Below are 26,199 nucleotides of genomic sequence, written 5' to 3' on the forward strand. Positions count from 1 at the left end.
GTAGGTTGGTTTAGCGGGTGTGACAAGAGTCTCAACTAACAAATGTTTGACCCTCAGATCACACGCAGGTCAGACAGCACTCGACCCGTTGCGACCACCGCAGCGCGTCAACCGGCCACATGTCCGGCGCGCGATTTCACGCCGGTCGTGGCACCGCTGCGAGGCTCGACTGGCCGATCCAGGAGGGCAGAGCGCGCCGCACGTCGCCGGTTGCCTCGATGGCGACCGAGCCGTCCAACAACCCCCGCTGCCAGGACTGGTCTCCACGCCAGATCTGGCTCAGCGTTCGCAGGCTCGTCGACACCGTCGCCGCGACGTCATATCCGGGGTCGAAGTCGCACACCTGTGCGTCACCGTCGGCAACCATCAGCCACCACGACGACGCCTTCGGGGGCGCACCCGACAACCGGAACGCCACCACGGTTCGCGTCCGTGGCCACTGCTCGAGCGGAATGGTGCGGCGGATGTCCCACATCAACACGCTGGGGTCGAGGTCCTTCTCGACGAGATCACTCATCCAGCGAACACTCCACGCTCCGAGCGCTTCCACCACGCCGACCAGTTCCCGCCCGCAGTCGGTCAACGTGTAGATGGTGCGGCCGTCGACTTCGGAACGCTCGACCACTCCGGCGCGCGTCAGGGTCTGCAGCCGCTTGGACAGCAGCGTCGGCGACATCTTCGGCACACCGCGACGTAGATCGTTGAAGTGCGTGCTCCCCGCCAGCAACTCACGGACCACCAGCACGGTCCACCGCTCATCGAGCAATTCCATGGCCTTGGCCACTGGACAGAACTGACCGTAACCCGACATCTGCATCCACCTCCGCAGGGTCAGCAAACGCTGCTATCAGTACACCGCATGATCGCCGCGCTGACTAGTACAGATTCAGAACCGGAGTCGATACAGATCCGTGACTAGATCGCCGATGTCCCTGCAGCCGAGCATTGTCCTCACGCACGAATCACCTGAAGGAGAAGGACATGATTTTCACGAAGCCGACCGGCAGACGTTTGACCGGCTACCTCGCGGGCTCCGCGCTCGCAGTAGGCCTGGCCCTCGGGTCAGCCGCAGTCGCCGACGCCAAGCCGATCTCGGAGAACACGATCAAGAGCGAATGCAAGGCAGCCGGCGGCACGTACGGCACCAAACGCCCGACAAATGGCGGATCGAGGCTCTCGACCTGCACATTCAAGGACATCAACGGAAACACGTTCACGGACAGTTACTACGACGGGGAATATACGGGGACCAACGACCCCCGCGGCAACCCGGCCTGACGCGGGTCACTCCAGACCGGCGGCCGGAGCGGTGGCGCGCAGCCCTTCCTGGGCGTACCTCCCAGGTCCTCGCGCATCAGGAACGATCCGGACGTCAACACCCAAGCAACGACAACTGCCCACCACCAGTAAACGATCCAGATAGGAGCTACAGATCATGACTCACACCGACACCACCTCGTCCCGGACGGCTCACCGCCGCGCGCACGGCGGCACCAAGCCTCGAGGGCTCGCGCGGCTCGCCGCCGGGGCGGTCGTGGCCAGCACGATCGGACTCAGCGCAGGAGCCCTGGCCCCCGCCGGGATCGCGCACGCCTACGCGGGATCCTGCGTCGGCCCGGTCGGCGCCGGCAACATCTTGCAGGTGCGCGAGTTCTCGCTACAGGACGCGGGCAACGGCAATTCTCTGGCCACCGTCGAGGCCTATGCGGCCATGCCACAAAGCGACGCCCAGGCATACATCGACCGTCCCGGCAAGCAAGAGGCAGCCTTCCGCCTGTGGGGCGACACCGGATCCGACCTACTCGTCGCGCTATTCAACCCGGAGCGCTACTGGGCCTCCCCCGCCGGCCTGGGAATGCGAGGTGCGAGGCAGGTCTCGAACGCCGAGCTGGACAGCGTCCCCGGATCTGCCCTCACCGGTCGCAAAGAGTTCTACGCCACTATCCGCGTGCCCGAGATCGGCAACGGATCGACGCTCCACGTCGAAACCTGCCGCCTGTCCCTCGCTCCCTGAGGGCATCACGCGAAGTCCGACAGACGACGGTACAGATCCGCTACTAGATACCCGGCACCAACGAGCGCACGATGTCAGATAGCAAACTACCGAGGAGAAGGACATGAGCAACCCATCATCAACCGTGGACGTCCAAGCAGTGGCGACCAAGCATCGCGCCATGTGGGCCACGGGTGACTATCCGCGACTCGCGGCGGAACTGGTGTCCCCGCTCGGCCCCGTGTTGGTCGCCGCGACCGGCATCGGAGAAGGCGACCGCGTGCTCGACGTGGCGGCCGGCACGGGGAACGCTTCGATCCCCGCCGCGGAGACCGGCGCCAGTGTCGTCGCCAGCGACCTGTGCCCCGATCTGTTGGAGGCCGGCGCCAGGTCGGCTGCCGAGCGCGGCGTCGACCTCGAATGGCGGGAGGCCAACGCGCACGAACTGCCGTTCGGCGACGCCGAATTCGATGTGGTGATGTCCTCCATCGGGGTGATGTTCGCGCCGTTCCATCAGCTCGCGGCGAACGAGATGGTGCGGGTGTGCAAGCCGGGCGGCAGGATCGGGCTGATCAGCTGGACACCGGAAGGCCACATCGGGAAGTTGTGGGCGGCGATGAAGCCGTACGCGCCGCCACCCCCGGCAGGTGCGCAGCCCCCACCGCTGTGGGGCCAGGAGGATCACGTCCGCGAGCTGCTGGGCGACCGCGTCACCGATGTCGTCACCGAGCGTCGGATGTTGAAGGTCGACCACTTCGCCGACGGGGCCGAGTTCCGCGACTACTTCAAGGCCACCTACGGGCCGACGATCGCCGTCTACCGCAACATCGAGGGTGATCCGGACCGGGTGGCAGCGCTCGACACGGAGATCGCCGCGGTGGGTGACAGCGTTCTGAGCGCGTCGTCCAGCATGGACTGGGAGTACCTGCTGCTGACCGCGACCAGGGCCTGACCCGGAAAAGAGCTACAGGCCCAGCGACTTGGCGATGATCACCTTCATCACCTCGCTGGTGCCGGCATAGATGCGGGCCACCCGCGCGTCCGTGTACAGCCGCGCGATCGGGTATTCCATCATGTAGCCGTAGCCACCGAACAGCTGCAGGCAGCGGTCCACCACGCGGGCCTGCATCTCGGTGCAGAACAGCTTGACCCGTGCCGCGTCCGCGGGCGACAGTTCGCCGTCGACGTGCAGGGCGACCGCGCGGTCGAGCATCGCCTGCGCCGCCTCCACCTCCGTCGAGCAGGCAGCCAGTTCGAACTTCGTGTTCTGGAAGGACGCCACCGGGGTGCCGAACGCCTTGCGGTCGCGGGTGTACTCGATGGCCGCGGTGATCGCCGAACGGGCCTGGGCGACCGAACCGACCGCGACCGTCAGCCGCTCCTGCGGCAGATTGTGCCCGAGGTAGGAGAACGCCTCGCCCTCCTCCCCCAGCAGGTTCGCCGCGGGCACCCGGACATCGGCGAACGACAGTTCGGCGGTGTCCTGCACCTTGCAGCCCATCTTCTCGAGCTCGCGGCCACGGGTGAAGCCGGCCATCCCGTCCTCCACCACCAGCAGGGACAGCCCCTTGCGCCGGTTGTCCGGGTCGGTCGACGTGCGGGCGACCACCACCACCAGGTCGGCCTGGATCCCGCCGGTGATGAACGTCTTGGCGCCGTTGACGATCCAGTCGTCACCGTCCCGCACCGCGGTGGTGCGCACCCCGGCGAGGTCGGATCCCGTCCCGGGCTCGGTCATCGCGACGGCCGACAGCAGCGTCCCGTCCGCCAGGCCGGGGAACCAGCGGCTGCGCTGTTCGTCGTTCGCGTAGTGCAGGAAGTACGGCAGGATCACCTCGAGCTGCGTGCGCACCGTCGACAGCGTCACCAGCGCCCGCGCTGCCTCCTCCTGCAACACCACGTTGTAGCGGTAGTCGGGAATGCCTGCGCCGCCGTACTCCTCGGGGATCGCCATACCGAGCATGCCGAGGGCGCCCATCTGTTTGAAGACGTCGCGCGGCATCCGGCCGGCCTTCTCCCACTGCGGGTAGTGCGGCACCACCTCTTTCTCGACGAAATCGCGGGCCAGCTGCCGGAACGCCTCGTGGTCCTCGGTGAACAGGTTTCGCTGCATGGGTCTCCTACCGTCAGGCGACGAGTTCGACCAGCGTGGCGTTGGCCGTGCCGCCGCCCTCGCACATGGTCTGCAACCCGTAGCGAATTCCGTTGTGTCGCATGTGATGGATCATCCGCGTCATCAGCACCGCACCAGATGCGCCGAGCGGGTGGCCGAGGGCGATCGCCCCGCCGAGCGGATTGAGCCGGGCCTCGTCGGCGCCCGTGTCGGCCAGCCAGGCCAGCGGGACCGGTGCGAACGCCTCGTTGACCTCGTACACGCCGATCTCGTCGATCCTGACGCCCGCCTTGTGCAGCACCTTCTCGGTGGCCGGGATCGGCCCGGTGAGCATCAGCACCGGATCGGCCCCGGTGACCGCGCCGGCGCGGTAGCGCACCAGCGGGGTAAGTCCGAGGGCGATCGCGTTGTCCTCGGCCATCACCAGCAGCGCCGCCGCACCGTCGGAGATCTGTGATGAGTTGCCGGCGTGGATGACGCCGTCCTCGGCGAAGGCCGGCTTGAGCCCGGCGAGCTTCTCGACCGTGCTGCCACGGCGGACGCCTTCGTCGGCGATCACCGGCTCGGCACCGTCCGGGAACACCGGCACGATCTGCTCGTCGAACGCCTTGTCGTCCTGCGCTGCGGCGGCCAGTTCGTGCGAGCGCACGGAGTACTCGTCGAGCCGGGTGCGGGAGAACCCCCACTTCTCGGCGATCATCTCCGCCGAGATGCCCTGGTTGAACCCGAAGTCCGGGTATCGCGCAAGCACTTTCGGGCCGTACGGCATCCCGGTCGACCGGGCGGCGCCCAGCGGCACCCGGCTCATCACCTCGACACCGCCGGCCACCACGACGTCCTGCTGACCCGACATCACCGCTTGCACGGCGAAGTCCAGCGCCTGCTGGCTGGACCCGCACGCGCGGTTCACCGTCGTGCCGGGGATGTGTTCGGGCCAGCCCGCGGCCAGCACCGAGTATCGGCCGATGTTGCTCGACTGGTCGCCGACCTGCGAGACGCAGCCCCAGACGACGTCGTCGATCACGTCGGGGTCGACACCGGCGCGCTCGACGAGTTCGTTGAGCACGATCGCGGACAGGTCCGCCGCGTGCATTCCCGACAGGCCGCCGTTGCGTTTACCGACCGGCGTGCGGACCGCCTCGACGATCACCGTTTCGCGCATGAGACTGCTCCGATCCACTCGAGAACTACTGGTAGGCAGGGCCGATCGCCCGCTGCTCGCGCAGCGCGGCGATCTCCATGGCGGTCAGGCCGATCCCGGTGAGCACCGAGTCGGTGTGCTGGCCCAGCCCCGGCACGGCGCCCATCGGCTGCTCGAAGTCCGAGATGACCGGCGGTGGTCGCAGCGCCATGATCTCACCGCCCGGGGTGTCCACCGGCCGCCACCGGTCGCGGGCGGCCAGGTGTGGGTGTGCGACGACCTCGCTGGGCAGGTTGTAGCGGGAGTTCCCGATCCCGGCGTCGTCGGCCTTCTTCTGGATGTGTGCGAGATCGTGCTGTGCACACCATGTTCCGATAGCGTCATTGAGGGCGTCGCGCCGCCGGACGCGGTCGGAGTTGGTGGCGTACGCCTCGTCGTCGGCCAGGTCGGGCCGGTCGATGATCTCGCGGGCGAGCCGTTGCCACTCGCGGTCGTTCGTCGTGCCGAGCACGACGGTCTGGCCGTCGCGGGTGGGGAACGAGCCGTAGGGCGCCACCGCAGGCGAGCTCATGCCGAGCGGCTGCTGGTCGATCCCGGAATGCTGGGTGTAGGTCAGCTGATAGCCCATGATGTCGGTCATGGTGTCGAAGAGGCTGACGGCCACCGACGGCGCCGCGCCGCCGGCCCGGTGCCCGCGGGCGTAGAGCAACGTCACGATCGACAGCGCCGCGTACAGCCCGGTCGAGATGTCTGCCACCGGCGGACCGGGTTTGGCCGGCATGCCGGGGTAGCCGGTGACGGCGCACGCCCCCGATTCGGCCTGGATGAGCAGGTCGTACGCGCGCTTGTCGGAGATCGGCCCGCCGGGGCCGTAGCCGTCGATCTCCACCCCGATGACCTGCGGGTGCCGGACCTCGAGGTCCGCCGCGGCCAGGCCCATCCGCGCCATCGCACCGGGCGCCAGGTTGGACACCAGCACGTCGGCGCCGTCGAGCAGCCGGTGCAGCACGTCCACGCCGCCCGCGGCCTTGAGGTCGAGCGTGACCGACTCCTTGCCGCGGTTGCACCACACGAAGTGGGCGGCCTGGCCCTTGACGACGTCGTCGTAGTGCCGGGCGAAGTCGCCGCCGTTGGGGTTCTCCACCTTGATCACCCGGGCGCCGAAGTCGGCGAGGACGCGGGTGCACATCGGCGCCGACACCGCCTGCTCCAACGTCACCACCGTGATGCCGGCGAGCGGCGCCTGATCAGTCATCGCGTCCGATCATCACATGACCATGCCGCCGTCGACCGGCAGCACCTGGCCGGTGACGTACGACGCGGCGTCGGACGCCATGAAGACGAACGCGCCTGCCACCTCGGAGGGCTCGGCCCACCGCTTCAGCGGGATGCGGTTCATCATGTTGGCCGCGAACTTCTCGTTGGTGCGGATGGTCTCGGTCATCGGCGTGGCAGCCAGCGGGGCGAGCGCGTTGACCATGATGTTCTTGATCGCCAGTTCGCGGGCGAGTGACTTGGTGAAACCGATGATCGCCGCCTTGGCGGCCGAGTAGTTCACCTGGCCGAGGGTGCCTGTCAGGCCAGCCGCGGACGTCACGTTGATGATCCGCCCGGTGCCGTCGGTCGGCACGTACGGCAGCGCCGCCTGGGTGACGGTGAACGCCCCGAGCACGTGCACGTCGAACAGCAGCCGCATCGAATCCTGAGTCGTCTTGCCGAACATCGCGGGCCTGGTCACCCCGGCGTTGTTGACGACGATGTGCAGCGCGCCGTCGGCGAGGCCGGCGGCCTGCTGGGTGGCTGCAGCGGCCGAGTCGGGGTCCGAGACGTCGAGCGCCGCGGCCTGGGCCGTGCCGCCCGCGTTCGCGATGCGCTCGGCGACCGCGGCCGCCGCATCCTTGTCGAGGTCGGTGACCAGCACCGCCGCGCCCGCCTCGGCCAGCGCGGTCGCCACCGCCGAGCCGATGCCGCCCGCGGCTCCGGTGACCAGTGCCGCGCGGCCGGTCAGATCGAAGTAGCCGCCCATCAGTAACTCTTGGGGAGGCCGAGCACGTTCGCCCCCAGGAAGTTCAGGATCATCTCCTGGCTCACAGGGGCGATCTTCATCAGCCGCGACTCGCGGAAGTAGCGGGAGATGTTGTACTCCTCCGAATACCCCATGCCGCCGTGTGTCTGCAGGGCGCGGTCGGCGGCGTCGAATCCCGCGTCGGCGCAGAGGTACTTGGCCATGTTGGCCTCGCGGCCGCACGGCTTGCCGTTGTCGTAGAGCCAGGTCGACTTGCGCAGGATCAACTCCGCCGCGTCGAGGCGGGCCAGCGAATCGGCCAGCGGGAACTGGATGCCCTGGTTCATGCCGATCTGGCGGCCGAACACCACCCGGTCGTTGGCGTAGCGGACCGCGCGGTCCAGCGCGACCCGCCCGATGCCGAGCGCCTCGGCGGCGATCAGCATCCGCTCCGGGTTGAGCCCGTGCAGGATGTACTGGAATCCCTTGCCCTCGTCGCCGATCCGATCCTCGACCGGCACGCGCAGGTCGTCGATGAACAACTCGTTGGAGCTGACGGCGTTGCGGCCCATCTTCTTGATCGGCCGGATGTCGACGTGGTCGCGGTCGAGGTCGGTGAGGAACAGCGACAGGCCGTCGGTCTTCTTCGTGACGTCGTCGTAGGGCGTGGTGCGTGCCAGCAGCAGGATCTTCTCCGACTCGAGCGCCTTGGAGATCCACACCTTGCGGCCGTTGACGATGTAATGGTCGCCGTCCCGCTTGGCGAACGTGGTGATGCGCGACGTGTCCAGTCCCGCACCGGGTTCGGTGACGCCGAAGCACACGTGCAGCGACCCGTCGACGATGCGGGGCAGCGTGGCCGCCTTCATCTCCTCGGAGCCGAACACCACCACCGGCTGCATGCCGAAGATCGACAGGTGAATGGCGCTGGCGGCGTTCATCGCACCACCGGACCGCGCCACTTCCTCGGCCAGGATGGTGGCCTCGGTGATGCCGAGGCCGTGCCCGCCGTACTGCTCGGGGATGGTCATCCCCAGCCAGCCGCCACTGGCGATGGCGTCGTAGAACTCGCGCGGGAACTCGTGCGCGAGGTCCTTCTCCATCCAGTAGGTGTCATCGAACTTCGAGGCCAGTTCCCGCACCGACTTGCGGATCAGTTCCTGGTCCTCGGTGAGCTCGAAGCTCATTCCGCCCGACACTGCAATCTCCGTCCTCGTCATCGAAACCTGTGTCCGGCGTCGCCGGATCGTGGAGCCGCGCCGGCGCTCTCAGTCCCTGGCGCCGCTGACGGCCTTCGCGTTGGCCTGGAAGTCGGCGAAGTTGGCGCCCGTCTTCTCCTTCTTCGACAGCGCCTGGATCGACACGTCGTGGCCCTCGGCGGCCTTGCGCAGCGCCCCGACCGTCGCCTGCTCCTTCGGGACGTGCTTGAAGGGTTCGAAGTGGTACCAGCGCATGGCGTTCTCGTGAGTGATCTTGTTGATCTCGTCGTCGGGCACGTCGTATTTGTCGAACACCTTGCCGAGCTCTTCGGGCGCACCGGGCCACATCGAGTCGCTGTGCGGGTAATCCATCTCCCAGCAGATGTTGTCGATGCCGATCTCGTGGCGGTTCTTCACCCCGACCGGGTCGGAGATGAAACACGTCAGGAAGTGCTCACGGAACACCTCTGAGGGCAGCTTGCCGCCGAAGTCCTGGTGCGTCCACGTCGAGTGCATGTCATAGGTGCGGTCCACCCGGTCCAGGAAGTACGGGATCCACCCGGTGCCACCCTCGCTCAGCGCGATCCTCAGGTCGGGATACTCCTTGATCGGCTTGGACCACAACAGATCCGCCGCGGCCTGCACGATGTTCATCGGCTGCAGGGTGATCATCACGTCCATCGGCGCGTCCGGTGCGGTGATGGCCAGCTTTCCCGACGAGCCGATGTGGACGTTCATGATGGTCTCGGTCTCGACCAACGCCTCCCACAACGGCTTCCAGTGCTCGAGGTCGTGGAAGGACGGATAACCCAGGGTCGAGGGGTTCTCGGTGAAGGTGAGCGAGTGCACGCCCTTCTTCGACACCCGGCGCACCTCGTCGGCGCACAGCTGCGGGTCCCAGATCGCCGGGATCGCCATCGGGATGAACCGGCCCGGGTTGGACCCGCACCACTCGTCGATGTGCCAGTCGTTGTAGGCCTGCACCAGCGCCAGCGAGAACTCCGCGTCCTCGGTGGCGAACAGCCGCGCCGCGAAGCCGGGGAACGACGGGAAGTTCATGGTGGCCAGCACGCCGCCGGCGTTCATGTCCTTGACCCGCTCGTTGGGGTCCCAGCAGCCCTTGCGAATCTCGTCGAGGCCCTGGGGTTCCAGGCCGTACTCCTCCTTGGGCCTGCCCGCGACCGCGTTGAGGGCGACGTTCGGGATCACCGTGTCGCGGAACTGCCAGGTGTCCGAGCCGTCCGGGTTGTGCACCAGTCGCGGCGCCTCGTCCCGGTACTTCGCGGGCAGATGGTTCTTGAACATGTCCGGCGGCTCGATGATGTGATCGTCCACGCTGATCAGGATCATGTCGTCGTAGTTCATCGCGGTTCCTTCCGATACCGGCCGCGCGGGCCGGTGACGTGTTGCCCGACTGTGTTCTCCTACTGAGAAAACTAGCTTCTCGCCCGGCGAGAATCAACGTAGACCATGATCGACCACAGGTTTCACCGGCCGCTGCGCCGCTGGTCACACGTCTGCTATTGACCATCCGGGCGAAAGGTGGAAACCTCTTAGTCAGAAATGAGAACCGGATTCTCCTAAGTGAGAGTCGCTCGCTGGTCGCATACGAAGGGAGAGACCGTGCGCCTGGCCCCGTTGCCGGCAGAAGAATGGGACGACGAGGTCGTCGGATCGCTGCGCGGCTTCCTCCCGCGCGCCCGCCAGAACCCCGATGGGGCAGGCAACGCGATGTCGACCATGGTCCACCACCCCGCGCTGACCAAGGCGTTCATGCCGCTGAACCTGCACCTGCTGTTCAGCTCCACGCTGGACCCGCGGCTGCGCGAACTCGCGATCTTGCGCGTGGCGCACCGGCGCGAATCCCCGTACGAGTGGGCGCACCACACGTCGATGGCCAAGATGCTCGGCGTCACCGACGACGAGATCGAGTCGGTGCGTCGCGGTGAGGCCGCCGACGACTTCGAGCGGCTGGTGCTCGCCGCGGTCGACGAGCTCGACGACAACAACGGACTGTCCGACGAGACCTGGACCGCCCTCGGCGAGCGTCTCGACGAGCGGCAGCGCATGGATCTGATCTTCACCGTCGGCACCTACAACATGCTGGCCATGGCCTTCAACACGTTCGGCGTCCAGCTCGACAAGCAGGAGAGGTAACACACTGATGGCGTTCTTCCAGAAACCGGCCGCAGGCAGCTGGACCGAGAACTGGCCCGAACTCGGCACCGCCCCGGTCAACTACGAGGACTCGATAGATCCGGAGCACTGGCTGCTCGAGCAGCAGGCCATCTTCAAGAAGACCTGGCTCAAGATCGGTCGCGTCGAGCAGTTGCCGAAGAAGGGCAGCTACTTCACCCGTGAGCTGCCCTCGGTCGGTCCCGGCACGTCGGTGATCATCGTCAAGGACAAAGAGGAGGTCGTCCGCGCCTTCCACAATCTGTGCCGGCACCGCGGGAACAAGCTGGTGTGGAGCGACTTCCCCGGCGAAGAGGTGTCCGGCGTCTGCAGGCAGTTCACCTGCAAGTACCACGCATGGCGCTACGCGCTCAACGGCGACCTCACCTTCGTGCAGCAGGAGGGCGAGTTCTTCGACCTCGACAAGTCCGACTACGGCCTGGTTCCGGTCCGCTGCGAGGTGTGGGAGGGCTTCATCTTCGTCAACTACGACGACGACGCCGCGCCGCTGCGGGAGTACCTCGGCGAGTTCGCCGAAGGGCTCGAGGGTTACCCGTTCCACGAGATGACCGAGCACTACAGCTACCGCTCGGAGATCAACGCGAACTGGAAGCTCTTCATCGACGCGTTCACCGAGTTCTACCACGCGCCGATCCTGCACATGAAGCAGGCGGAGAAGGAGGAGGCCGAGAAGCTGGCCAAGTTCGGCTTCGAGGCGCTGGCCTACGACATCAAGGGTGACCACTCGATGGTGTCGTCGTGGGGCGGCATGTCACCGCCGAAGGACCTCAGCATGGTCAAACCGATCGAGCGGATCCTGCACAGTGGACTGTTCGGGCCGTGGGATCGTCCCGACATCAAGGGCATTCTGCCCGAGGAGCTGCCACCGGCCATCAACCCCGGACGGCACAAGTCCTGGGGCACCGACTCGTTCGAGTTCTTCCCGAACTTCACCCTGCTGTTCTGGGCGCCGGGCTGGTATCTCACCTACAACTACTGGCCCACCGCGGTGGACAAGCACATCTTCGAGGCCGACCTGTACTTCGTGCCGCCGAAGAACCTCCGCGAGCGGCTCTCCCAGGAACTGGCCGCGGTGACGTTCAAGGAGTACGCATTCCAGGACGCCAACACCCTCGAGGCCACCCAGACGCAGATCGGCACCCGGGTGGTGACGGACTTCCCCCTGTGCGACCAGGAGATCCTGCTTCGCCACCTGCACATGACGGCTCACCAGTACGTTGACAGGTACAAGGAGTCGCTGGCGAAGGGCAACGGTTCCCCGAACGGGAAGCATGCCGCCACCACGTCGGAAGACTCAGCGAAGGATTCAGTGAATGTCTAAGTTGCCCGAGGAGTTCGCCGATCTCGAGCGGTTCGCCGACTGGTGCCTGCCCACCGAGGAGGAGCGGTACGCGAAGCGGCTGAACTCGACGATGGCCGAGATGCAGGAACTGTACGACGCGGGCATGGCCCGCCTCGAGGACATCATGGTCTACGTCGACGCCCGGTTCCCGCTCGCGGGCATGCCGGACGACGCCAAAGCGCTGGTGCACCTTGGCCAGTCGATCGTCATGGTGAGTTTCCCGATCGAGGTGTGGAAGCAGCCGCGCGTGCTCGACAGTGGCGCGGCCTACATCAAGCTCATCAAGGAGCCGGTGGTCTAGTCGTGCTGACCCTCAGAGCGGCGGGTCTGGTCGACGTCGACACCGGTGAGATCATCCGGCCGGGGATCGTCAGGATCGAGGACGACACGATCGTCGGAGTCGGGGGCGATCCCGAAGGCGAGATCATCGATCTCGGCGACTCGATCCTGTTGCCGGGCCTGATGGACATGGAGGTCAACCTGCTCATGGGCGGCCGGGGCGAGAACCCTGGCTTGTCCCAGGTGCAGGACGATCCCGCGACGCGGGTGCTGCGCTCCGTGGGCAACGCCCGCCGCACCCTGCGCGCGGGCTTCACCACGGTGCGCAACCTCGGGCTGTTCGTGAAGACCGGTGGCTACCTTCTGGATGTCGCGCTGAGCAAGGCCATCGACGCGGGGTGGATCGACGGTCCGAGGGTCATCCCGGCCGGACACGCCATCACCCCCACCGGCGGGCACCTCGACCCGACGATGTTCGCCGCGTTCATGCCCGGCGCCCTCGAGCTCACCGTCGAGGAGGGCATCGCCAACGGCGTCGACGAGATCCGCAAGGCGGTCCGCTACCAGATCAAGCACGGCGCACAGCTGATCAAGGTCTGCGTCTCGGGCGGCGTCATGTCACTGACGGGAGAGGCCGGCGCACAGCACTATTCGGACGAGGAGCTGCGGGCCATCGTCGACGAGGCGCACCGGCGCGGGCTGCGGGTCGCGGCCCACACGCACGGCGCCGAGGCGGTGAAGCACGCGGTGGCGTGCGGCATCGACTGCATCGAACACGGCTTCCTGATGGACGACGAGGCGATCCAGATGCTGGTCGACAACGACCGGTTCCTGGTCACCACCCGGCGACTGGCTGAGGCGATGGACGTCTCCCGCGCTCCGAAGGAGCTGCAGGACAAGGCCGCCGAGATGTTCCCCAAGGCCCGCACATCGATCAAGGCGGCCTACGAGGCCGGTGTGAAGATCGCCGTCGGCACCGACGCACCGGCCATCCCGCACGGCCGCAACGCCGACGAACTGGTCACCCTCGTCGACTGGGGGATGCCGCCCGCCGCGGTGCTCAAGGCCGCGACGGTGGTGGCCGCCGAACTGATCAACTCGACGAGGCTCGGCCGGATCACCGAAGGCTATCTCGCCGACATCATCGCGGTGCCGGGTGACCCGATCGCCGACATCACCGTTACACGACATGTCAACTTCGTAATGAAGGGCGGTAAGGTCTTCAAGAATGACAGCGCCAACTGACGACAAGCGGATATCCGATCTGGTCGAGATCCAACAGGTACTGGCCAAGTACGCCGTCACCATCACCCAGGGCGACATCGACGGGCTGGTCAGCGTGTTCACGCCGGACGGCACCTACAGCGCGTTCGGTGACACGTACACACTCGACCGGTTCCCCGTCCTCGTCGATGCGGCCCCCAAGGGGCTCTTCATGACCGGTACCGCGCTGGTCGACCTCGTCGACGGTGCGGACACCGCGAGCGGCACCCAGCCGCTGTGCTTCATCGAGCATTCCAAGCACGACATGCGCATCGGCTACTACAACGACACCTACGTCCGCACCGACGGCGGCTGGCGGATCAAGACGCGTGCCATGACCTTCATACGACGCAACGGCGACCACGACCACGGCCGGCCGCATGCGATCGGCAGGCCGAGCGCGTGACCGATCTGTTCGAGCCGGCGACGTTCCGCACCGCCCTGCGGACCTGGCTGGACGACAACCCCGACCTGGCGCCGTCCGGCGACCACTCCCTGCAGGGGCATGTCCGTCAGTTCGCGCGGGTCCAGCACGCGCTCTACGATGCGGGCTGGAGCCGCTACGGCTGGCCCGAGCACGCCGGCGGACTCGGCGGTCCGGCGATGCTGCGGGCCATCGTCGGCGAGGAGGTGGTGGGCCGGCGGCTGGCCGAGCCGGGGCCCTACTCCATGCTCGAGGTGCTGGCGCCGACGATGATCGACTACGCCCCCGCCGAACTGGCCGCCGAGATGGTGCCGAAACTGCTCAGCGGCGAAGAGCAGTGGTGCCAGGGGTTCTCCGAGCCCGGCTCGGGCAGTGACCTGGCGTCGCTGACCACCCGCGCGGTGCTCGATCCGGAATCCGGGGGCGACCGCTACATCGTCAACGGCCAGAAGGTGTGGACCAGCTTCGCCCAGTACTCGCACCGGTGCGTGCTGCTCACCCGTACCGGTGACGCGGACACGCCCAACCACGAGGCGATCACCGCCTTCTTCGTCGACCTCGACACCCCCGGCATCACCGTGCGCCCGTTGCGGACCATGCACGGTGTCGACGAGTTCTGCGAGGTGTACTTCGACGACGTCGCGATCGACGCGAACCGGATGCTGGGCAAGCCCGGTGACGGCTGGCGGCTGGCGATGGACCTGCTGCCCTACGAACGGTCGACGTGCTTCTGGCAGCGGATCGCCTACCTGTACTCACGCTTCGACGCGCTGATCAACGAGGTCAAGAACCTCGGCCAGGTCACCGACTCCGATCTGGGCGAGGCGTACCTGGCCTTGCACACCCTGCGTTGCCGGTCACGTGCCACCCAGTACCGGCTCGCCGACGGCGACAAGCTCGGCCCGGAGACCTCGATCGACAAGGTGCTGCTGGCCGGCGCCGAACAACGGCTCTACGACACCGCGCGCGAATTGCTGCCCGGTGTCATCGAACTCGAGGACACCGAGTGGCGCACCGAGTACCTGTACTCGCGTGCGGCCACCATCTACGGCGGCACCGCTGAAGTTCAGCGAAACATCATCGCCCGCCGCCTGCTCGACCTGGGGAAGGAATGACGATGACCCCGCCATCCGACACAGAGACGGACATCGACCTCGGCCTGCTCGAGGACGGTCTGCGCAAGTCGATGCTGTCGCGCTCCGGCGCCGACCTCGACGCCGCGCTGGCCGAACTGGGCTGGGCGGAGATGCTCGCCGACCTGCCCGACGTGGCGATCCCCCTGGTGTTCCGGCTGCTGGGTGAAACCGGTTCGCACGCATCGATCCTCAACGACGTGCTGTTGGAGACGATCGGCGGCCTTCCCGGCGGCACCCCGCCGCTGCCCTACGCCGGCGGCGCCTGGGTGATCTGGGAGCGCGGCGAGGCGAGCGCCAACGAGACGCTCGGCGGGCTGCCGCTGCGCGTGATCCCCGACGGCGAGACGATGCGGCTGGGCGAGGCCCGCAAGGCGGTCGGCTGGTGGCTGTGCGGCACGGCGCGGGCGATGCTCGCGCTGGCCCGGCAACACGCGCTGGACCGGGTGCAGTTCGGCCGGCCGATCGCGGGCTTCCAGGCCGTGCGGCACCGGCTGGCCGAGACGCTGGTGGCCATCGAGGGCGCCGAGGCGACACTGGGCCTGCACGGCAACGAGAGTCCCGACCTGACCGCGATGCTGGCCAAGGCCGCAGCAGGGCGGGCCGCGCTGACCGCGGCCCGGCACTGCCAGCAGGTGCTCGCCGGTATCGGCTTCACCGAGGAGCACGATCTGCACCACCACGTGAAGCGCGCTCTGGTGCTCGACGGCCTGCTCGGCAACTCGAAGGAACTCACGCGCAAGGCCGGCGCGGGACTGCGGGCCCGCGGCTCGGCGCCCCGGCTCGCGCAGCTCTAGGCCGTCTCTACTGTCGCGAGCAGACGCAAAGTGCCCGCGACACGCCGTGTGGCGCGACAGTTTGCGTCTGCTCGGCGGAAAGGGTTGCCGCTATTTGACGTTCGACTTCATGTCGTCGAGGTTCACCAGCACCGGCCACCCGCTGACACTCAGCGCATTGCCGTGGCCGGTCTGGTGGATGTCGAACACCGACTGGATGGCTGCGTAGAACCCCTGCACGTCGAGGGTCTGATTCACCGCACGCTTGGCCTGACGCAGCGCGAACGGCGGCATCGTGGCGATCTGCTCGGCCAGCGCCCTGGTCTCCGTGTCGAGGTCGGCCCGCGGCACCACCCGGTTGACCATGCCGGTCTTCTCGGCCTCCTCGGCGGTCAGCGGCCGGCCGGTGAACAGGATCTCCTTGGCCTTGCGCGGACCGAGTTCCCAGGTGTGGCCGTGGTATTCGACGCCGCCGATTCCCATCAGCGCCACCGGGTCGGAGAACAGTGCGTCGTCGGCGGCCAGGATCAGGTCGCACGGCCAGCACAGCATCAGTCCCCCGGAGATGCAGCGGCCCTGAACCGCGGCGATCGACGGTTTGGTCGTGTTGCGCCACTTCAGGGTGTACTCCAGGTAGCGCCGGTGCTCGTGGGCGATGATGAATTCCAGCGTGATCTTGTCGGGCACCGGGCCGCCACCGCGCAGGTCGTGACCGGCGGAGAAGTGTTTCCCGTTCGCGCGCAACACGATCACCACGACCTCGGGGTCCTCGGCGGCCTTCGTCCATGCGGCGTCGAGTTCGTCGAGCAGTTCCGGGTTCTGGGCGTTGGCCGCCTCCGGCCGGTTGAGCGTGATGGTGGCGATCTTGTCGGCGACGTCGTAGTCGATGTACACGGTGGCGTCCTCTGTTCTGTTGGTCGATCAGGTCCGGGGCAGGCCGAGCGCCCGCTGGGCGATGATGTTGCGCTGGATCTCGGAGGTGCCGCCGGCGATGGTGCCGGCGAAGCTTCGTGTGTACCGCTCGAACCACCCGCACGAGTGGCCCTCGATGTTCAGCGGCGTGTACGGGCCGATGGTGGTCGGATGCGCCAGGCCGTCGGTGCCCGCGGCGGCCAGCGCGTACTCGGTGGCCGACTGGTTGGCTTCCGATCCGAGCAACTTGAGCACCGACAGCGCGGCCGGGTCCTCGTCGCTGCGCGCGGCGCGGGCGAGTGCGATGGAGCCGAGCAGGCGCAGCGCCTCGGTGTCCATCGCCAGCGTCGCGTATCGGTCGCGGTCGAGTGTGGTGCTCGGCCGGAAGTCGTCGACGAGGTCGGTCAAGCGGTCGGCGTAGCTCAGCCACAGCATGTTCCGCTCGTGGCCGAGCGAACCGTTGGCCACCCGCCAGCCGTCGTTCTCCGGTCCGATCAGGTTGGCGGCGGGCACCCGGACGTCGTTGAAGAAGACCTCGTTGAAGTCGAGGTCGTCACGGTCGCACACGGATGCGAACGGCCTGCACACCACACCGGGCAGGTCGGTCGGGATCATCAGCACGCTGATCCCCCGGTGCTTCGTCGCGTCCGGGTCGGTGCGGACGAACGTCAGCACCATGTCGGCGTCATGGGCGCCCGACGTCCACACCTTCTGTCCGTTGACGACGTACACCGCGTCGTCGCCGCTGCCCTCCCGTACCGCCCGGGTGCGCAGCGATGCGAGGTCGGAGCCCGCGCCCGGCTCGCTCATGCCGAGCGCAGCGGTCTTCTCCGCCTTGAGGATCGGCACCGCCCACTGCTGCTGTTGCTCGGGCGTCCCGAACGAGATCAGCGATGCCGCGATGATGCCGACGCCCTGCGGGTTGAAACTCAGGTAGATCCGCCGCCGGGACAGCTCGAGCTGATGGACGTACTGCTGCAGCAGGGTGGCGTTGCGGCCGCCGAACTCCGGTGAGTGTCCGGGCAGCAACCAGCCGTGGTCGAACAGCTTGCGCTGCCACCTCCGCGCCCAATCGGGGATGTGCGCGGTGGACCGGGGCCGCTCGACCGCGTCGGCGTCCGGTGGGAGGTGTTCGTCCAGAAAGGCGGCGAATTCCGCCCGGAAAGCCTCGACATCGGCGTCAAACGACAGCTGCACGGCACTCCCGGGGCGCTCGCAAACGTGGAAAGCCTTCTCTAATCTTCAGAATGAGAATACTATTCTCATCGTGAGAAAGTTACAATCTCAGGCACGTCGGTCGCGAGGGGGTCCAGGACCACAATGCCAAGGCGTTCTCCGGTACAGTTCATCCATGTTCTCCCCAGTCGGCAAGCGTCTGAGCAGCCGGTGAGCACCCCCAGCGAAGAGCCGGCCTGGAAGCAGCGCGCGGTCGAGCGGTCCATCAAGACCGCCAAGTTGCGCGCCGCACAGCGGGTCCAGCGCTTCCTGGATGCGGCCCAGGCGATCATCATCGAAAAGGGCAGTACCGACTTCACCGTCCAAGAGGTCGTCGACCGTTCACGGCAGTCGCTGCGCAGTTTCTATCTGCAGTTCGACGGCAAACACGAGCTGCTGCTGGCGCTCTTCGAAGACGCGCTGAGCCGGTCGGCCGAGCAGATCCGCGCCGCGACGGCCAGCCACTCCGACCCGATCGAGCGCCTGAAGGTGGCCATTCAGCTGCTGTTCGAGTCGTCGCGACCCGATCCCACCGCCAAGCGGCCGTTGTTCACCGACTTCGCACCCCGGTTGCTGGTGTCCCACCCGGCCGAGGTCAAGATCGCGCACGCGCCCTTGCTCGCGCTGCTCACCGAGCTGATGGAAGACGCCAGCGAGGCGGGCCGGTTGCGGGAGGGGATCAACCCAAAGCGGATGGCTGCGATGACGATGCAGACGGTCATGTTCGTCGCCCAGTCCAGCGGCGGAAACGATGACGCAACCATCCACCCCATCGGTGCCGAAGAGGTGTGGGACTTCTGCTCCCACGGGTTCGCCGCCAGCTAGCGGAGAACCGAGTTCTCGGCTACCGAGAGGGCGTTCGCAATGTGAACACGCCCGCGATTGCCGACCCTTGCTGAGAATGGCATTCTCGTAAGCAGAGAGTATAAATCGCGCTGAATGAGCGCCTCATTGACACAATCGGACACCGGTGACAGAGTGCCCGATGAGAAGTGCTGTGCAATCGCCCAACATGCCACCGCCGACATCAGACACCGCGGACGTGTTCGACCGTCGGCGCCACATACACACCACGAAGTCCCCTGTGAAGAATCGAGGAATCAATGACCGGACGCGTAGAGGGCAAGGTCGCCTTCATCACCGGTGCCGCACGTGGGCAGGGTCGCGCGCATGCGGTGCGACTGGCCCAGGAGGGCGCGGACATCATCGCCGTCGACATCTGCAAGCAGATCGACAGTGTCCGAATCCCGCTGTCCACGCCCGAGGATCTGGCGGAGACCGCGGATCTGGTCAAGAACGCGGGCGCCCGCATCTACACGGCCGAGGCCGACACGCGTGACTACGACACGCTGAAGTCGGCCGTCGACGCCGGCGTCGAGGAGTTCGGCCGGCTCGACATCATCGTTGCCAACGCCGGCATCGGCAACGGCGGCGAGACGCTGGACAAGACCAGCGAGGGTGACTGGACGGACATGATCGACGTCAACCTCGGCGGCGTGTGGAAGACGGTCAAGGCCGGTGTCCCGCACATCCTCGCGGGCGAGCGCGGCGGGTCGATCATCCTCACCAGCTCGGTCGGCGGCCTGAAGGCCTACCCGCACACCGGTCACTACGTCGCCGCCAAGCACGGCGTCGTCGGCCTGATGCGTACCTTCGCGGTCGAACTGGGCGCCAAGAACATCCGCGTCAACTCGGTGCACCCGACGAACGTGAACACGCCGCTGTTCATGAACGAGGGCACGATGAAGCTGTTCCGCCCCGACCTGGAGAACCCGGGCCCCGACGACATGAAGGTGGTCGGCGAGTTCATGCACACGCTGCCCATCGGTTGGGTCGAGCCCGAGGACATCGCCAACGCGGTGCTGTTCCTGGCCTCCGACGAGGCCCGCTACATCACCGGCGTCACGCTGCCGGTCGACGGCGGCAGCTGCCTCAAGTAGCTCGTCACGAATGCCCGGGTGCGGACACCGTCCGCGCCCGGGCATTCGGCACTTCGGCCTAAACCCTCCGGCCGTCGGCGCCGGGATGGTTGCATGGTTTCCTGGGGCCGAGGGGAACCCCACTGCAGGAGCGCTGGGCGATCCGTGGGGCAGAAACGAGGTGGGGCGTGAAGCGGCTCAACGGCATGGACGCCATGCTGCTGTACAGCGAGACCCCGAACCTGCACACCCACACCATGAAGGTGGCGATCATCAACGCCGCCGAGTACGTGGCCGACCCGGCCGACGACGGCAATGCGGAATTCTCGTTCGATGTGTTCCGCCGCACCATCGCCCGGCGGCTGTACATGCTCGACCCGCTGCGCTACCGGCTGATCGACATCCCGTTCCGGCTCCACCATCCGATGTGGCTGGAGAACTGCCCGGTCGACCTGGACTACCACGTGCGCAGGGTGCGGGTCCCGGCGCCCGGCGGGCGGCGCGAACTCGACCGGGTGATCGGCGAGATCGCCGGCACCCCACTCGACCGTAGTCGTCCGCTGTGGGAGTTCTACTTCGCCGAGGACATGGCCGACGACCGGTACGCCTTGATCGGCAAGGTGCACCACACCCTGGCCGACGGGGTCGCCTCGGCGAATCTGCTGGCGCGCCTGATGGACCTCGCGGGCACGCCGCGCACGGAGCAGGACGAGTACACCACCTGCGAGCTGCCGACGACGACCGAGCTGGTGCGGGAGGCCGCTCGCGACCACATGCACCAGATCTCGGAGATTCCGAGCCTGGTGCGCGACGCGGCCCGCGGCATCGCCCGGGTGCGGCGGCGTTCGCGCGAGAAACACGACGACGCAGGCATGGCGAAGATGTTCGACACCCCGCCGACGTTCCTCAACCACGTGGTGTCACCGGTGCGGACCTTCGCGACCGCCTCGGTGGCGCTGACGGAGGTGAAGGAGACCGCGAAGCACCTCGGGGTCACCTTCAACGACATCGTGCTGGCGATGGCCGCCGGTGGTCTGCGGGAACTCTTGCTGCGCTACGACGGTCGTGCCGACCGGCCGATCCTTGCCTCGGTCCCGGTCAGCACCAACCGCTCCGCCGACCGGGTCACCGGCAACGAGATCAGCGGGCTGGCGGTGTCGCTGCCGGTGCACGTCGACGATCCGCTGGAACGGGTCCGGCTCACGTCGCAGGCGGCCCGCAGCGCCAAGGAGTTCAACGAGCTGCTCGGCCCGGGCCTGCAGGGCAGGATGATGGAATTCCTGCCGACCGCGGTCGCACCGGGCGCCTTCCGGTGGCAGTCCCAGCACGCCGCGCACAACCGCATCATGAACGTCGCCGTGTCGAACGTGCCGGGACCCCGAGAACGCGGCCACATCGGCGGCGCCCCGGTCACCGAGATCTACTCCGTCGGCGTGCTGTCACCCGCCAGCGCGTTCAACATGACCGTGTGGAGCTATGTCGACCAGGTGGACATCTCGGTGCTGTCCGACGACCGGACATTCGACGACGTGCACGAGGCCACCGACGCGATGGTGCACGAACTGGCCGAGATCCGGCGCGCCGCAGGGCTGCCCGGACTCACCGAGGTCGCCACCGCGATGAAGCCGGCTCCGGCGGCCGGCTAGTCCAGATGCGCGCGCAGATCGTTGCGCAGCACCTTGCCGGTGCTGCCCCGCGGTAACTCGTCGAGCACGGCGATCTCGCGCGGCACCTTGTAATTCGCCAGGTTCTCGCGGACATGCTGTTTGAGGGTGTCCGGTGTGGTGGCGCCTCGGTCGGCATCGCCCGAGAGCACCACGAACGCCGCGAGGCGCTGGCCGTACTGGGCGTCGTCCACCCCGATCACCGCGGCCTCGGCCACGTCGGGGTGCTTGATCAGCGCCTTCTCCACCTCGATCGGGTACACGTTCTCGCCGCCCGAGACGATCATCTCGTCGTCGCGACCGACGACGAACAGCCTGCCCTCGTCGTCGAGATAGCCGAGATCGCCGGAGGCCATGAAGTCCTCGTGAAAGTCCTTGGTGGCCCCCGAGGTGTAGCCGTCGAAAAGGGTTCCGCTGCGCACGTAGATTCCACCGGTCTCACCGGCCGGAAGCGGGCGGAACTCGGCGTCGAGGATGCGGATCTCGGTGCCCGGAGCCGGTTTTCCGGCGGTGTCCGGTGCGGCACGGAGGTCGGCCGGGGTGGCGGTGGCGATCATGCCGGCCTCGGTGGCGTTGTAGTTGTTGTAGATGACGTCACCGAACTGGTCCATGAACCGGATCACCACGTCGGGATGCATGCGCGAACCCGACGCTGCCGCGAACCGTAGTGTCTTGCCGCTGTAGCGGTTCCGCACCTCGTCGGGCAGGTCCATGATCCGGTCGAACATCACCGGCACCACGATCAGCCCGGTCGCCCGGTGCTCGTCGATCAGGGCGAGGGTGGCCTCCGGGTCGAACTTCCGCCGGGTGACGATGGTGCACGCCATCAGCGCGGAGAAGAGCAGCTGCGAGAACCCCCAGGCGTGGAACATCGGTGCGGCGATGACCGTGGTCTCCTCGGCACGCCACGGTGTGCGGTCCAGGATCGCCTTCAGGTCCCCCGCACCGCCCCCACCCTCGGCGCGCCGGGCTCCCTTCGGGGCGCCGGTGGTGCCGGACGTCAACAGGATCATCCGGCTCTTGCTGGTCGCCGGCGCGGGTCGCTCACCGGCGTTCTCCTCGACGAGGCCTTCGACGGAGCGGATGCCGTCGCCGGCCGGCGCGTCGGTCCAGCCGAGGATCCGCACGGCGTCCGGCACTGCGGCGAGTGCGGTGTCCACCACCGCCGTGAACTCCTCGTCGTAGATCACCACATCGGCGCCTTCGCGCTCGACGACTTCGGCCAGCGCCGGACCGGCAAAGGAGGTGTTCAGCAGCAGGATGTCGGCGCCGATGCGGTTGGTGGCCACCAGCGCCTCCACGAATCCGCGGTGGTTGCGACACATGATGGCAACGGATTTCGGAGTGCCGCCCGGCAGCCGCTGCAGAGCCACCGCGAGTGCGTCGCACCGGTCGTCGAGTTCCCGCCAGGTCAGCGTGCCGATCTCGTCGATCAATCCGGCCCGGTCGGGGCAGCGCTCGGCAGCGGCGGCCACGCCCATGGTCGCGGTCAGTCCGACCCGTCGACCCGCCAACGCCATCCGCACGTAGCGGTCGGGCCGCATCGGTGCGATCAGCCGGGCACGCCAGAGCGTCTGCACGAATCCGAGGATGTCGGCCATCGTTCCTTCCTATCCGATCGGGAGCGCGAACCCGCGGCCGGGATCAGCCCAGTATCGGGAAGCGGCGCTCGCGGGCGAGTTCGTCCAGTGCGCTCTGCATGACCGATCGCACGTGTGCGTCGACCGCGTTGACGTCGGCGTCCTCGCCGAACTCCGCCACGACGTCGATCGGGTCGAGCACGCGGGTGACGACCTTGGCGGGTAGCGGCAGGTTGGGCGGGAAGATCGCCGAGAGACCGAACGGGAAGCCGAACGTGACCGGCAGGATCTCCAACCGGATCTTCTTGAGTCCCAGCTTTCTGGCCAGCGAGTCACCGCGGGCCAAGAACAGCTGCGTCTCCTGTCCACCGATCGACACCACGGGCACGATCGGCACGCCGGCGTCTATTGCGGTCCTGACGTAACCGGTGCGCCCGGCGAAGTCGATCTTGTTCTCGAACGTCGGCCGGTACGAGTCGTAGTCACCACCGGGGAAAACCAGCACCACCGCGCCGTCGCGCAGTGCCTTGCCTGCGTTCTCGCGGCTGGCTCCGATGACCCCGAGGCGGCGCAGCAGGCTGCCGACGGGCGGCACGAAGACGCCGTAGTGGGCCAGCGTGTACACCGGCCGGTCGAACCCGAACTTGTCGTAGAAGGCCGGCGCGAAGATCAGCACGTCAGGAGTCAGCATGCCGCCGGAGTGGTTCGACACCACCAGCGCGCCACCGGTGCTGGGAATGCTGTCCAGCCCGCGCACCTCCGAGCGGAAATAGCGCCTGATGGCGGCGCCCGCCGTCTTCGCGATGGTCGCCGTGAACTCCGGGTCCCATTTCGCGACCTCCGGACGCTCCGCGGGTACCCAGTCCTGGTCGTCGCTCATCGCTCCCCCTGATGGCCGTTGATCAGCGATTACGTTACTCTCCTGAAAAGAGAACGACATACTCAGGTGATCGGACACCGGGCGCCGCCCCCGTCGTCATAGGAGAACAATGTCAGATTCGGTGTTGGTGACCGGTGGTTTTGGGCTGGTGGGATCGCAGACCGTCCGGCGCCTGGCGGCGCTGGGCCGGCGGGTGGTGGCCACCGACCTCGGGACAGACGCCAACCGCATGGCCGCGGCCGCCCTGCCCGACGGCGCCGAGGCCCGCTGGGCCGACCTGACCGACCCGGCCGAGGTGGACAGGCTTCTGACCGAGGTGGCGCCGGCGGCGATCATCCATCTCGCCGCGGTCATTCCGCCGCCGATCTATCGCAACCCGAAGATCGCCCGCAAGGTCAACGTCGATGCCACCGCGACACTGGTCCGCGCTGCGGAGAAGTTGACCTCCCCACCCCGCTTCGTGCAGGCGTCGAGCAACGCCGTCTACGGTTCGCGGAATCCGCACCGGTACACCGAGCCGGTGCGCGCCGAGGATCCGCCGCATCCGACCGACCTGTACGGCGGCCACAAGCTCGAGGCCGAGGAGCTGGTGCGGGCCTCGACGCTGCCGTGGGTGGTGCTGCGCCTCGGCGGTGTGTTGAGCACCGACCCAAAGGCCATGCCGTTCACCACCGACGCGCTGTTCTTCGAGAGCGCACTGCCGACCGACAACCGGATGCACAGTGTCGACGTGCGGGATGTGGCATGGGCGTTCGCCGCGGCCACCACCGCTGACGTGGTGGGCGAGATCCTGTTGATCGCAGGCGACGACTCTCACAAGGTCCGCTACGGCGACGTGGGTCGCGCGCTCGCCGGCGCCCGCGGCATGGCCGGTGCGCTTCCACCGGGACGCCCCGGCGATCCGGACAAGGACGAGGCGTGGTTCGTCACCGACTGGATGGACACCACGCGGGCCCAGGAAGCGCTGCAATTCCAGCACCACACGTGGCCGGACATGCTCGCCGAGATGCGCAGCCAGGCCGGGTGGACGCGTCACGTGCTGCCGGTGCTCGCGCCGCTGGCCCGGGTGTACATCAAGCGCCACTCCGCCGCTCGCGTCGTGCCCGGCCGCTATTCCGACCCGTGGGCGGCGATCCGGCAGAAGCTCGGCGAGCCCGGCCTCGACCGCCCCTAGGGCTCGCCGGAACTGCATTCCCGGTTACCAAAGCGGCCTGTTGACAACCCAGGTGTCCGCCTCGTCGGATGTCGGACGTGACGGCGATATTCGAGCGATGAGCACGATCATCCGAGCCAGTGAATCCATCGCACGCGGGGAGCTGAGTCGCAGCAGTCTCCGATCTCATTACAAGAGGTTGTATCCGGACGTCTACACGCCTCGGGTAGCCGAGCCATCGCTGTACGCGAACACCGTCGGCGCATGGCTGTGGTCGAAACAGCGCGGAGTCGTCTCAGGACGCGCCGCCGCGGCACTGCACGGCGCGAAGTGGGTTGACCCTGACTGCGCCATTGAGTTGATCCTCGACAATCACCGGCCACCGCGCGGGATCATCACCCGCAACGATCCCTTCGACTGCGACGACGTCGTCGAGATCAACGGGATGGCGGTGGCTGCGATTCAACGGACTGCGCTGGACCTCGGCCGCTTCCTCCACCGCAACAAGGCAGTCGCCCACCTCGACGCCCTCGCCGCCGCGACCGGACTCCAGACCGAGCACGTCTCCACTCTGGTCGATCGGTTCAAGGGCTACCGCGGTATCCGGCGCTGCCGCGTCGCGCTGGATCTGATGGACGGCGGAGCGCAGTCACCGAAAGAGTCGTGGCTCCGGTTGCTCCTGAACGATGCCGGCTATCCGCGCCCGACCACGCAGATCCCGCTCTTCGACGGCCACACTGAGCCCTTCGCGTTCCTCGACATGGGCTGGGAGGACCTGCGGATCGCGGTCGAATACGACGGCGAGCACCATCAGACCCATCGCCGCCACTACGTGTGGGACATGGAGCGCCAGGAGCGGATACGACGTCTCGGGTGGCACCACGTAAGGGTGATAAAAGAGGACCGGACACCTGACATCTTGCGCAGGGTGGCCGCGGCGTGGGCTCTCCGCGAGACGGAAGGCAGGGTCGTCAAGCGGCCGGCTTGATGACCAGGAATGCCGTTCCGCGGC

26 protein-coding genes are annotated in these 26,199 nt (G+C 67.4%); 15 read left to right on the forward strand and 11 right to left on the reverse strand.

The features are described from left to right. Positions 1-136 precede the first annotated feature (136 nt). Positions 137-811 (reverse strand): winged helix-turn-helix transcriptional regulator, encoded by a 675-nt coding sequence (locus O6P37_RS07940; protein WP_269893529.1) that lies wholly within the window; start codon positions 809-811, stop codon positions 137-139. Between the two features lie 170 nt (positions 812-981). Here O6P37_RS07940 and O6P37_RS07945 point away from each other — a divergent pair, with 170 nt between their 5' ends. The 3 genes from O6P37_RS07945 (at position 982) to O6P37_RS07955 (ending at position 2,945) form a co-directional block, all read left to right on the forward strand. After that, entirely contained in the window at positions 982-1,278 is a 297-nt protein-coding gene (locus O6P37_RS07945) for a hypothetical protein (protein WP_269893530.1), read from the forward strand. Positions 1,279-1,435: 157 nt separating this feature from the next. After that, positions 1,436-2,014, forward strand: coding sequence for a hypothetical protein (locus O6P37_RS07950; protein WP_269893531.1), 579 nt, complete (start codon positions 1,436-1,438; stop codon positions 2,012-2,014). 103 nt (positions 2,015-2,117) lie between these two features. Further along, on the forward strand, positions 2,118-2,945 hold the full coding sequence (locus O6P37_RS07955) for a class I SAM-dependent methyltransferase (RefSeq protein ID WP_269893532.1): 828 nt from the start codon (positions 2,118-2,120) through the stop codon (positions 2,943-2,945). Positions 2,946-2,957: 12 nt separating this feature from the next. Here the strand turns inward: O6P37_RS07955 and O6P37_RS07960 are convergent, their stop codons facing one another. The 6 genes from O6P37_RS07960 to O6P37_RS07985 all read right to left on the reverse strand — a co-directional run bounded on the left by O6P37_RS07960 (position 2,958) and on the right by O6P37_RS07985 (position 9,816). Further along, entirely contained in the window at positions 2,958-4,106 is a 1,149-nt protein-coding gene (locus O6P37_RS07960; RefSeq protein ID WP_269893533.1) for an acyl-CoA dehydrogenase family protein, read from the reverse strand. A gap of 13 nt (positions 4,107-4,119) precedes the next feature. Next, on the reverse strand, positions 4,120-5,268 hold the full coding sequence (locus O6P37_RS07965) for a thiolase family protein (RefSeq protein ID WP_269893534.1): 1,149 nt from the start codon (positions 5,266-5,268) through the stop codon (positions 4,120-4,122). 25 nt (positions 5,269-5,293) lie between these two features. Then, complete coding sequence (locus O6P37_RS07970; protein ID WP_269893535.1) at positions 5,294-6,502, reverse strand: CaiB/BaiF CoA transferase family protein; 1,209 nt, start codon at positions 6,500-6,502, stop codon at positions 5,294-5,296. Positions 6,503-6,514: 12 nt separating this feature from the next. Beyond that, the gene (locus tag O6P37_RS07975; protein ID WP_269893536.1) at positions 6,515-7,273 is read right to left on the reverse strand and encodes an SDR family NAD(P)-dependent oxidoreductase; all 759 of its coding nucleotides are present in this window, start codon (positions 7,271-7,273) and stop codon (positions 6,515-6,517) included. After that, positions 7,273-8,439 carry an acyl-CoA dehydrogenase family protein gene (locus tag O6P37_RS07980; RefSeq protein ID WP_264013260.1) on the reverse strand — a complete coding sequence of 389 codons (1,167 nt, stop codon included), beginning with the start codon at positions 8,437-8,439 and terminating at the stop codon, positions 7,273-7,275. Before O6P37_RS07980 ends, O6P37_RS07975 begins: the two co-directional genes overlap by 1 nt. 81 nt (positions 8,440-8,520) lie before the next feature. Then, positions 8,521-9,816, reverse strand: a complete 1,296-nt coding sequence (locus tag O6P37_RS07985; protein ID WP_269893537.1) for an amidohydrolase family protein — start codon at positions 9,814-9,816, stop codon at positions 8,521-8,523. Positions 9,817-10,074: 258 nt separating this feature from the next. Here O6P37_RS07985 and O6P37_RS07990 point away from each other — a divergent pair, with 258 nt between their 5' ends. Genes O6P37_RS07990 through O6P37_RS08020 form a run of 7 tightly spaced genes read left to right on the forward strand, consistent with a single transcriptional unit; the run spans position 10,075 to position 15,885 of the window. Further along, entirely contained in the window at positions 10,075-10,608 is a 534-nt protein-coding gene (locus O6P37_RS07990) for a carboxymuconolactone decarboxylase family protein (RefSeq protein ID WP_269893538.1), read from the forward strand. A 7-nt stretch (positions 10,609-10,615) separates the two neighbouring features. Next, positions 10,616-11,968: an aromatic ring-hydroxylating oxygenase subunit alpha gene (locus tag O6P37_RS07995; RefSeq protein WP_264013263.1), complete on the forward strand. Its 1,353-nt coding sequence runs from the start codon at positions 10,616-10,618 to the stop codon at positions 11,966-11,968. Then, positions 11,961-12,290 carry a hypothetical protein gene (locus O6P37_RS08000; protein ID WP_269893539.1) on the forward strand — a complete coding sequence of 110 codons (330 nt, stop codon included), beginning with the start codon at positions 11,961-11,963 and terminating at the stop codon, positions 12,288-12,290. Before O6P37_RS07995 ends, O6P37_RS08000 begins: the two co-directional genes overlap by 8 nt. A gap of 2 nt (positions 12,291-12,292) precedes the next feature. Continuing rightward, positions 12,293-13,513 carry a metal-dependent hydrolase family protein gene (locus O6P37_RS08005; RefSeq protein ID WP_269893540.1) on the forward strand — a complete coding sequence of 407 codons (1,221 nt, stop codon included), beginning with the start codon at positions 12,293-12,295 and terminating at the stop codon, positions 13,511-13,513. Then, positions 13,497-13,937, forward strand: a complete 441-nt coding sequence (locus O6P37_RS08010; RefSeq protein WP_269893541.1) for a nuclear transport factor 2 family protein — start codon at positions 13,497-13,499, stop codon at positions 13,935-13,937. Before O6P37_RS08005 ends, O6P37_RS08010 begins: the two co-directional genes overlap by 17 nt. Then, positions 13,934-15,070, forward strand: a complete 1,137-nt coding sequence (locus tag O6P37_RS08015; RefSeq protein ID WP_269893542.1) for an acyl-CoA dehydrogenase family protein — start codon at positions 13,934-13,936, stop codon at positions 15,068-15,070. Before O6P37_RS08010 ends, O6P37_RS08015 begins: the two co-directional genes overlap by 4 nt. A 2-nt stretch (positions 15,071-15,072) precedes the next feature. After that, positions 15,073-15,885 carry an acyl-CoA dehydrogenase family protein gene (locus O6P37_RS08020; protein ID WP_269893543.1) on the forward strand — a complete coding sequence of 271 codons (813 nt, stop codon included), beginning with the start codon at positions 15,073-15,075 and terminating at the stop codon, positions 15,883-15,885. Between the two features lie 90 nt (positions 15,886-15,975). Here O6P37_RS08020 and O6P37_RS08025 read toward each other — a convergent pair whose 3' ends face one another. Both O6P37_RS08025 and O6P37_RS08030 read right to left on the reverse strand, forming a co-directional pair. Further along, on the reverse strand, positions 15,976-16,758 hold the full coding sequence (locus O6P37_RS08025; RefSeq protein WP_269893544.1) for an enoyl-CoA hydratase: 783 nt from the start codon (positions 16,756-16,758) through the stop codon (positions 15,976-15,978). A 27-nt stretch (positions 16,759-16,785) separates the two neighbouring features. Continuing rightward, on the reverse strand, positions 16,786-17,973 hold the full coding sequence (locus tag O6P37_RS08030; RefSeq protein WP_269893545.1) for an acyl-CoA dehydrogenase family protein: 1,188 nt from the start codon (positions 17,971-17,973) through the stop codon (positions 16,786-16,788). 189 nt (positions 17,974-18,162) lie between these two features. Here O6P37_RS08030 and O6P37_RS08035 point away from each other — a divergent pair, with 189 nt between their 5' ends. The 3 genes from O6P37_RS08035 to O6P37_RS08045 all read left to right on the forward strand — a co-directional run bounded on the left by O6P37_RS08035 (position 18,163) and on the right by O6P37_RS08045 (position 21,556). Beyond that, positions 18,163-18,816 carry a TetR/AcrR family transcriptional regulator gene (locus O6P37_RS08035; RefSeq protein ID WP_264013271.1) on the forward strand — a complete coding sequence of 218 codons (654 nt, stop codon included), beginning with the start codon at positions 18,163-18,165 and terminating at the stop codon, positions 18,814-18,816. A gap of 278 nt (positions 18,817-19,094) precedes the next feature. Continuing rightward, positions 19,095-19,931: a mycofactocin-coupled SDR family oxidoreductase gene (locus O6P37_RS08040; protein ID WP_269893546.1), complete on the forward strand. Its 837-nt coding sequence runs from the start codon at positions 19,095-19,097 to the stop codon at positions 19,929-19,931. Positions 19,932-20,098: 167 nt separating this feature from the next. Then, positions 20,099-21,556 carry a WS/DGAT/MGAT family O-acyltransferase gene (locus tag O6P37_RS08045; protein WP_269893547.1) on the forward strand — a complete coding sequence of 486 codons (1,458 nt, stop codon included), beginning with the start codon at positions 20,099-20,101 and terminating at the stop codon, positions 21,554-21,556. Here the strand turns inward: O6P37_RS08045 and fadD12 are convergent. Beyond that, positions 21,553-23,175 (reverse strand): acyl-CoA ligase FadD12, encoded by a 1,623-nt coding sequence (fadD12, locus tag O6P37_RS08050; RefSeq protein ID WP_269893548.1) that lies wholly within the window; start codon positions 23,173-23,175, stop codon positions 21,553-21,555. The genes O6P37_RS08045 and fadD12 overlap by 4 nt on opposite strands. 43 nt (positions 23,176-23,218) lie before the next feature. Next, complete coding sequence (locus O6P37_RS08055; RefSeq protein WP_269893549.1) at positions 23,219-24,034, reverse strand: lysophospholipid acyltransferase family protein; 816 nt, start codon at positions 24,032-24,034, stop codon at positions 23,219-23,221. 109 nt (positions 24,035-24,143) lie between these two features. Here O6P37_RS08055 and O6P37_RS08060 point away from each other — a divergent pair, with 109 nt between their 5' ends. Further along, the gene (locus tag O6P37_RS08060; RefSeq protein ID WP_269893550.1) at positions 24,144-25,208 is read left to right on the forward strand and encodes an NAD-dependent epimerase/dehydratase family protein; all 1,065 of its coding nucleotides are present in this window, start codon (positions 24,144-24,146) and stop codon (positions 25,206-25,208) included. A gap of 97 nt (positions 25,209-25,305) precedes the next feature. Continuing rightward, positions 25,306-26,175, forward strand: coding sequence for a hypothetical protein (locus tag O6P37_RS08065; protein ID WP_269893551.1), 870 nt, complete (start codon positions 25,306-25,308; stop codon positions 26,173-26,175). The last annotated feature ends 24 nt before the right edge of the window (positions 26,176-26,199 follow it).

It is taken from the genome of Mycobacterium hippophais (assembly GCF_027529605.1).
Lineage (GTDB): Bacteria > Actinomycetota > Actinomycetes > Mycobacteriales > Mycobacteriaceae > Mycobacterium > Mycobacterium arseniciresistens.

Coding starts and splice junctions, on each gene's coding strand:
- O6P37_RS08000 (WP_269893539.1), top strand. CDS start 11,961: ATGTCTAAGTTGCCCGAGGAGTTCGCCGATCTCGAGCGGTTCGCCGAC.
- O6P37_RS08010 (WP_269893541.1), top strand. CDS start 13,497: ATGACAGCGCCAACTGACGACAAGCGGATATCCGATCTGGTCGAGATC.
- O6P37_RS08060 (WP_269893550.1), top strand. CDS start 24,144: ATGTCAGATTCGGTGTTGGTGACCGGTGGTTTTGGGCTGGTGGGATCG.
- O6P37_RS07940 (WP_269893529.1), bottom strand. CDS start 811: ATGTCGGGTTACGGTCAGTTCTGTCCAGTGGCCAAGGCCATGGAATTG.
- O6P37_RS07950 (WP_269893531.1), top strand. CDS start 1,436: ATGACTCACACCGACACCACCTCGTCCCGGACGGCTCACCGCCGCGCG.
- O6P37_RS07975 (WP_269893536.1), bottom strand. CDS start 7,273: ATGGGCGGCTACTTCGATCTGACCGGCCGCGCGGCACTGGTCACCGGA.
- O6P37_RS07980 (WP_264013260.1), bottom strand. CDS start 8,439: ATGAGCTTCGAGCTCACCGAGGACCAGGAACTGATCCGCAAGTCGGTG.
- O6P37_RS08055 (WP_269893549.1), bottom strand. CDS start 24,034: ATGAGCGACGACCAGGACTGGGTACCCGCGGAGCGTCCGGAGGTCGCG.
- O6P37_RS07985 (WP_269893537.1), bottom strand. CDS start 9,816: ATGAACTACGACGACATGATCCTGATCAGCGTGGACGATCACATCATC.
- O6P37_RS07955 (WP_269893532.1), top strand. CDS start 2,118: ATGAGCAACCCATCATCAACCGTGGACGTCCAAGCAGTGGCGACCAAG.
- O6P37_RS07960 (WP_269893533.1), bottom strand. CDS start 4,106: ATGCAGCGAAACCTGTTCACCGAGGACCACGAGGCGTTCCGGCAGCTG.
- fadD12 (WP_269893548.1), bottom strand. CDS start 23,175: ATGGCCGACATCCTCGGATTCGTGCAGACGCTCTGGCGTGCCCGGCTG.
- O6P37_RS08020 (WP_269893543.1), top strand. CDS start 15,073: ATGACCCCGCCATCCGACACAGAGACGGACATCGACCTCGGCCTGCTC.
- O6P37_RS07945 (WP_269893530.1), top strand. CDS start 982: ATGATTTTCACGAAGCCGACCGGCAGACGTTTGACCGGCTACCTCGCG.
- O6P37_RS07970 (WP_269893535.1), bottom strand. CDS start 6,502: ATGACTGATCAGGCGCCGCTCGCCGGCATCACGGTGGTGACGTTGGAG.
- O6P37_RS07965 (WP_269893534.1), bottom strand. CDS start 5,268: ATGCGCGAAACGGTGATCGTCGAGGCGGTCCGCACGCCGGTCGGTAAA.
- O6P37_RS08065 (WP_269893551.1), top strand. CDS start 25,306: ATGAGCACGATCATCCGAGCCAGTGAATCCATCGCACGCGGGGAGCTG.
- O6P37_RS07995 (WP_264013263.1), top strand. CDS start 10,616: ATGGCGTTCTTCCAGAAACCGGCCGCAGGCAGCTGGACCGAGAACTGG.
- O6P37_RS08040 (WP_269893546.1), top strand. CDS start 19,095: ATGACCGGACGCGTAGAGGGCAAGGTCGCCTTCATCACCGGTGCCGCA.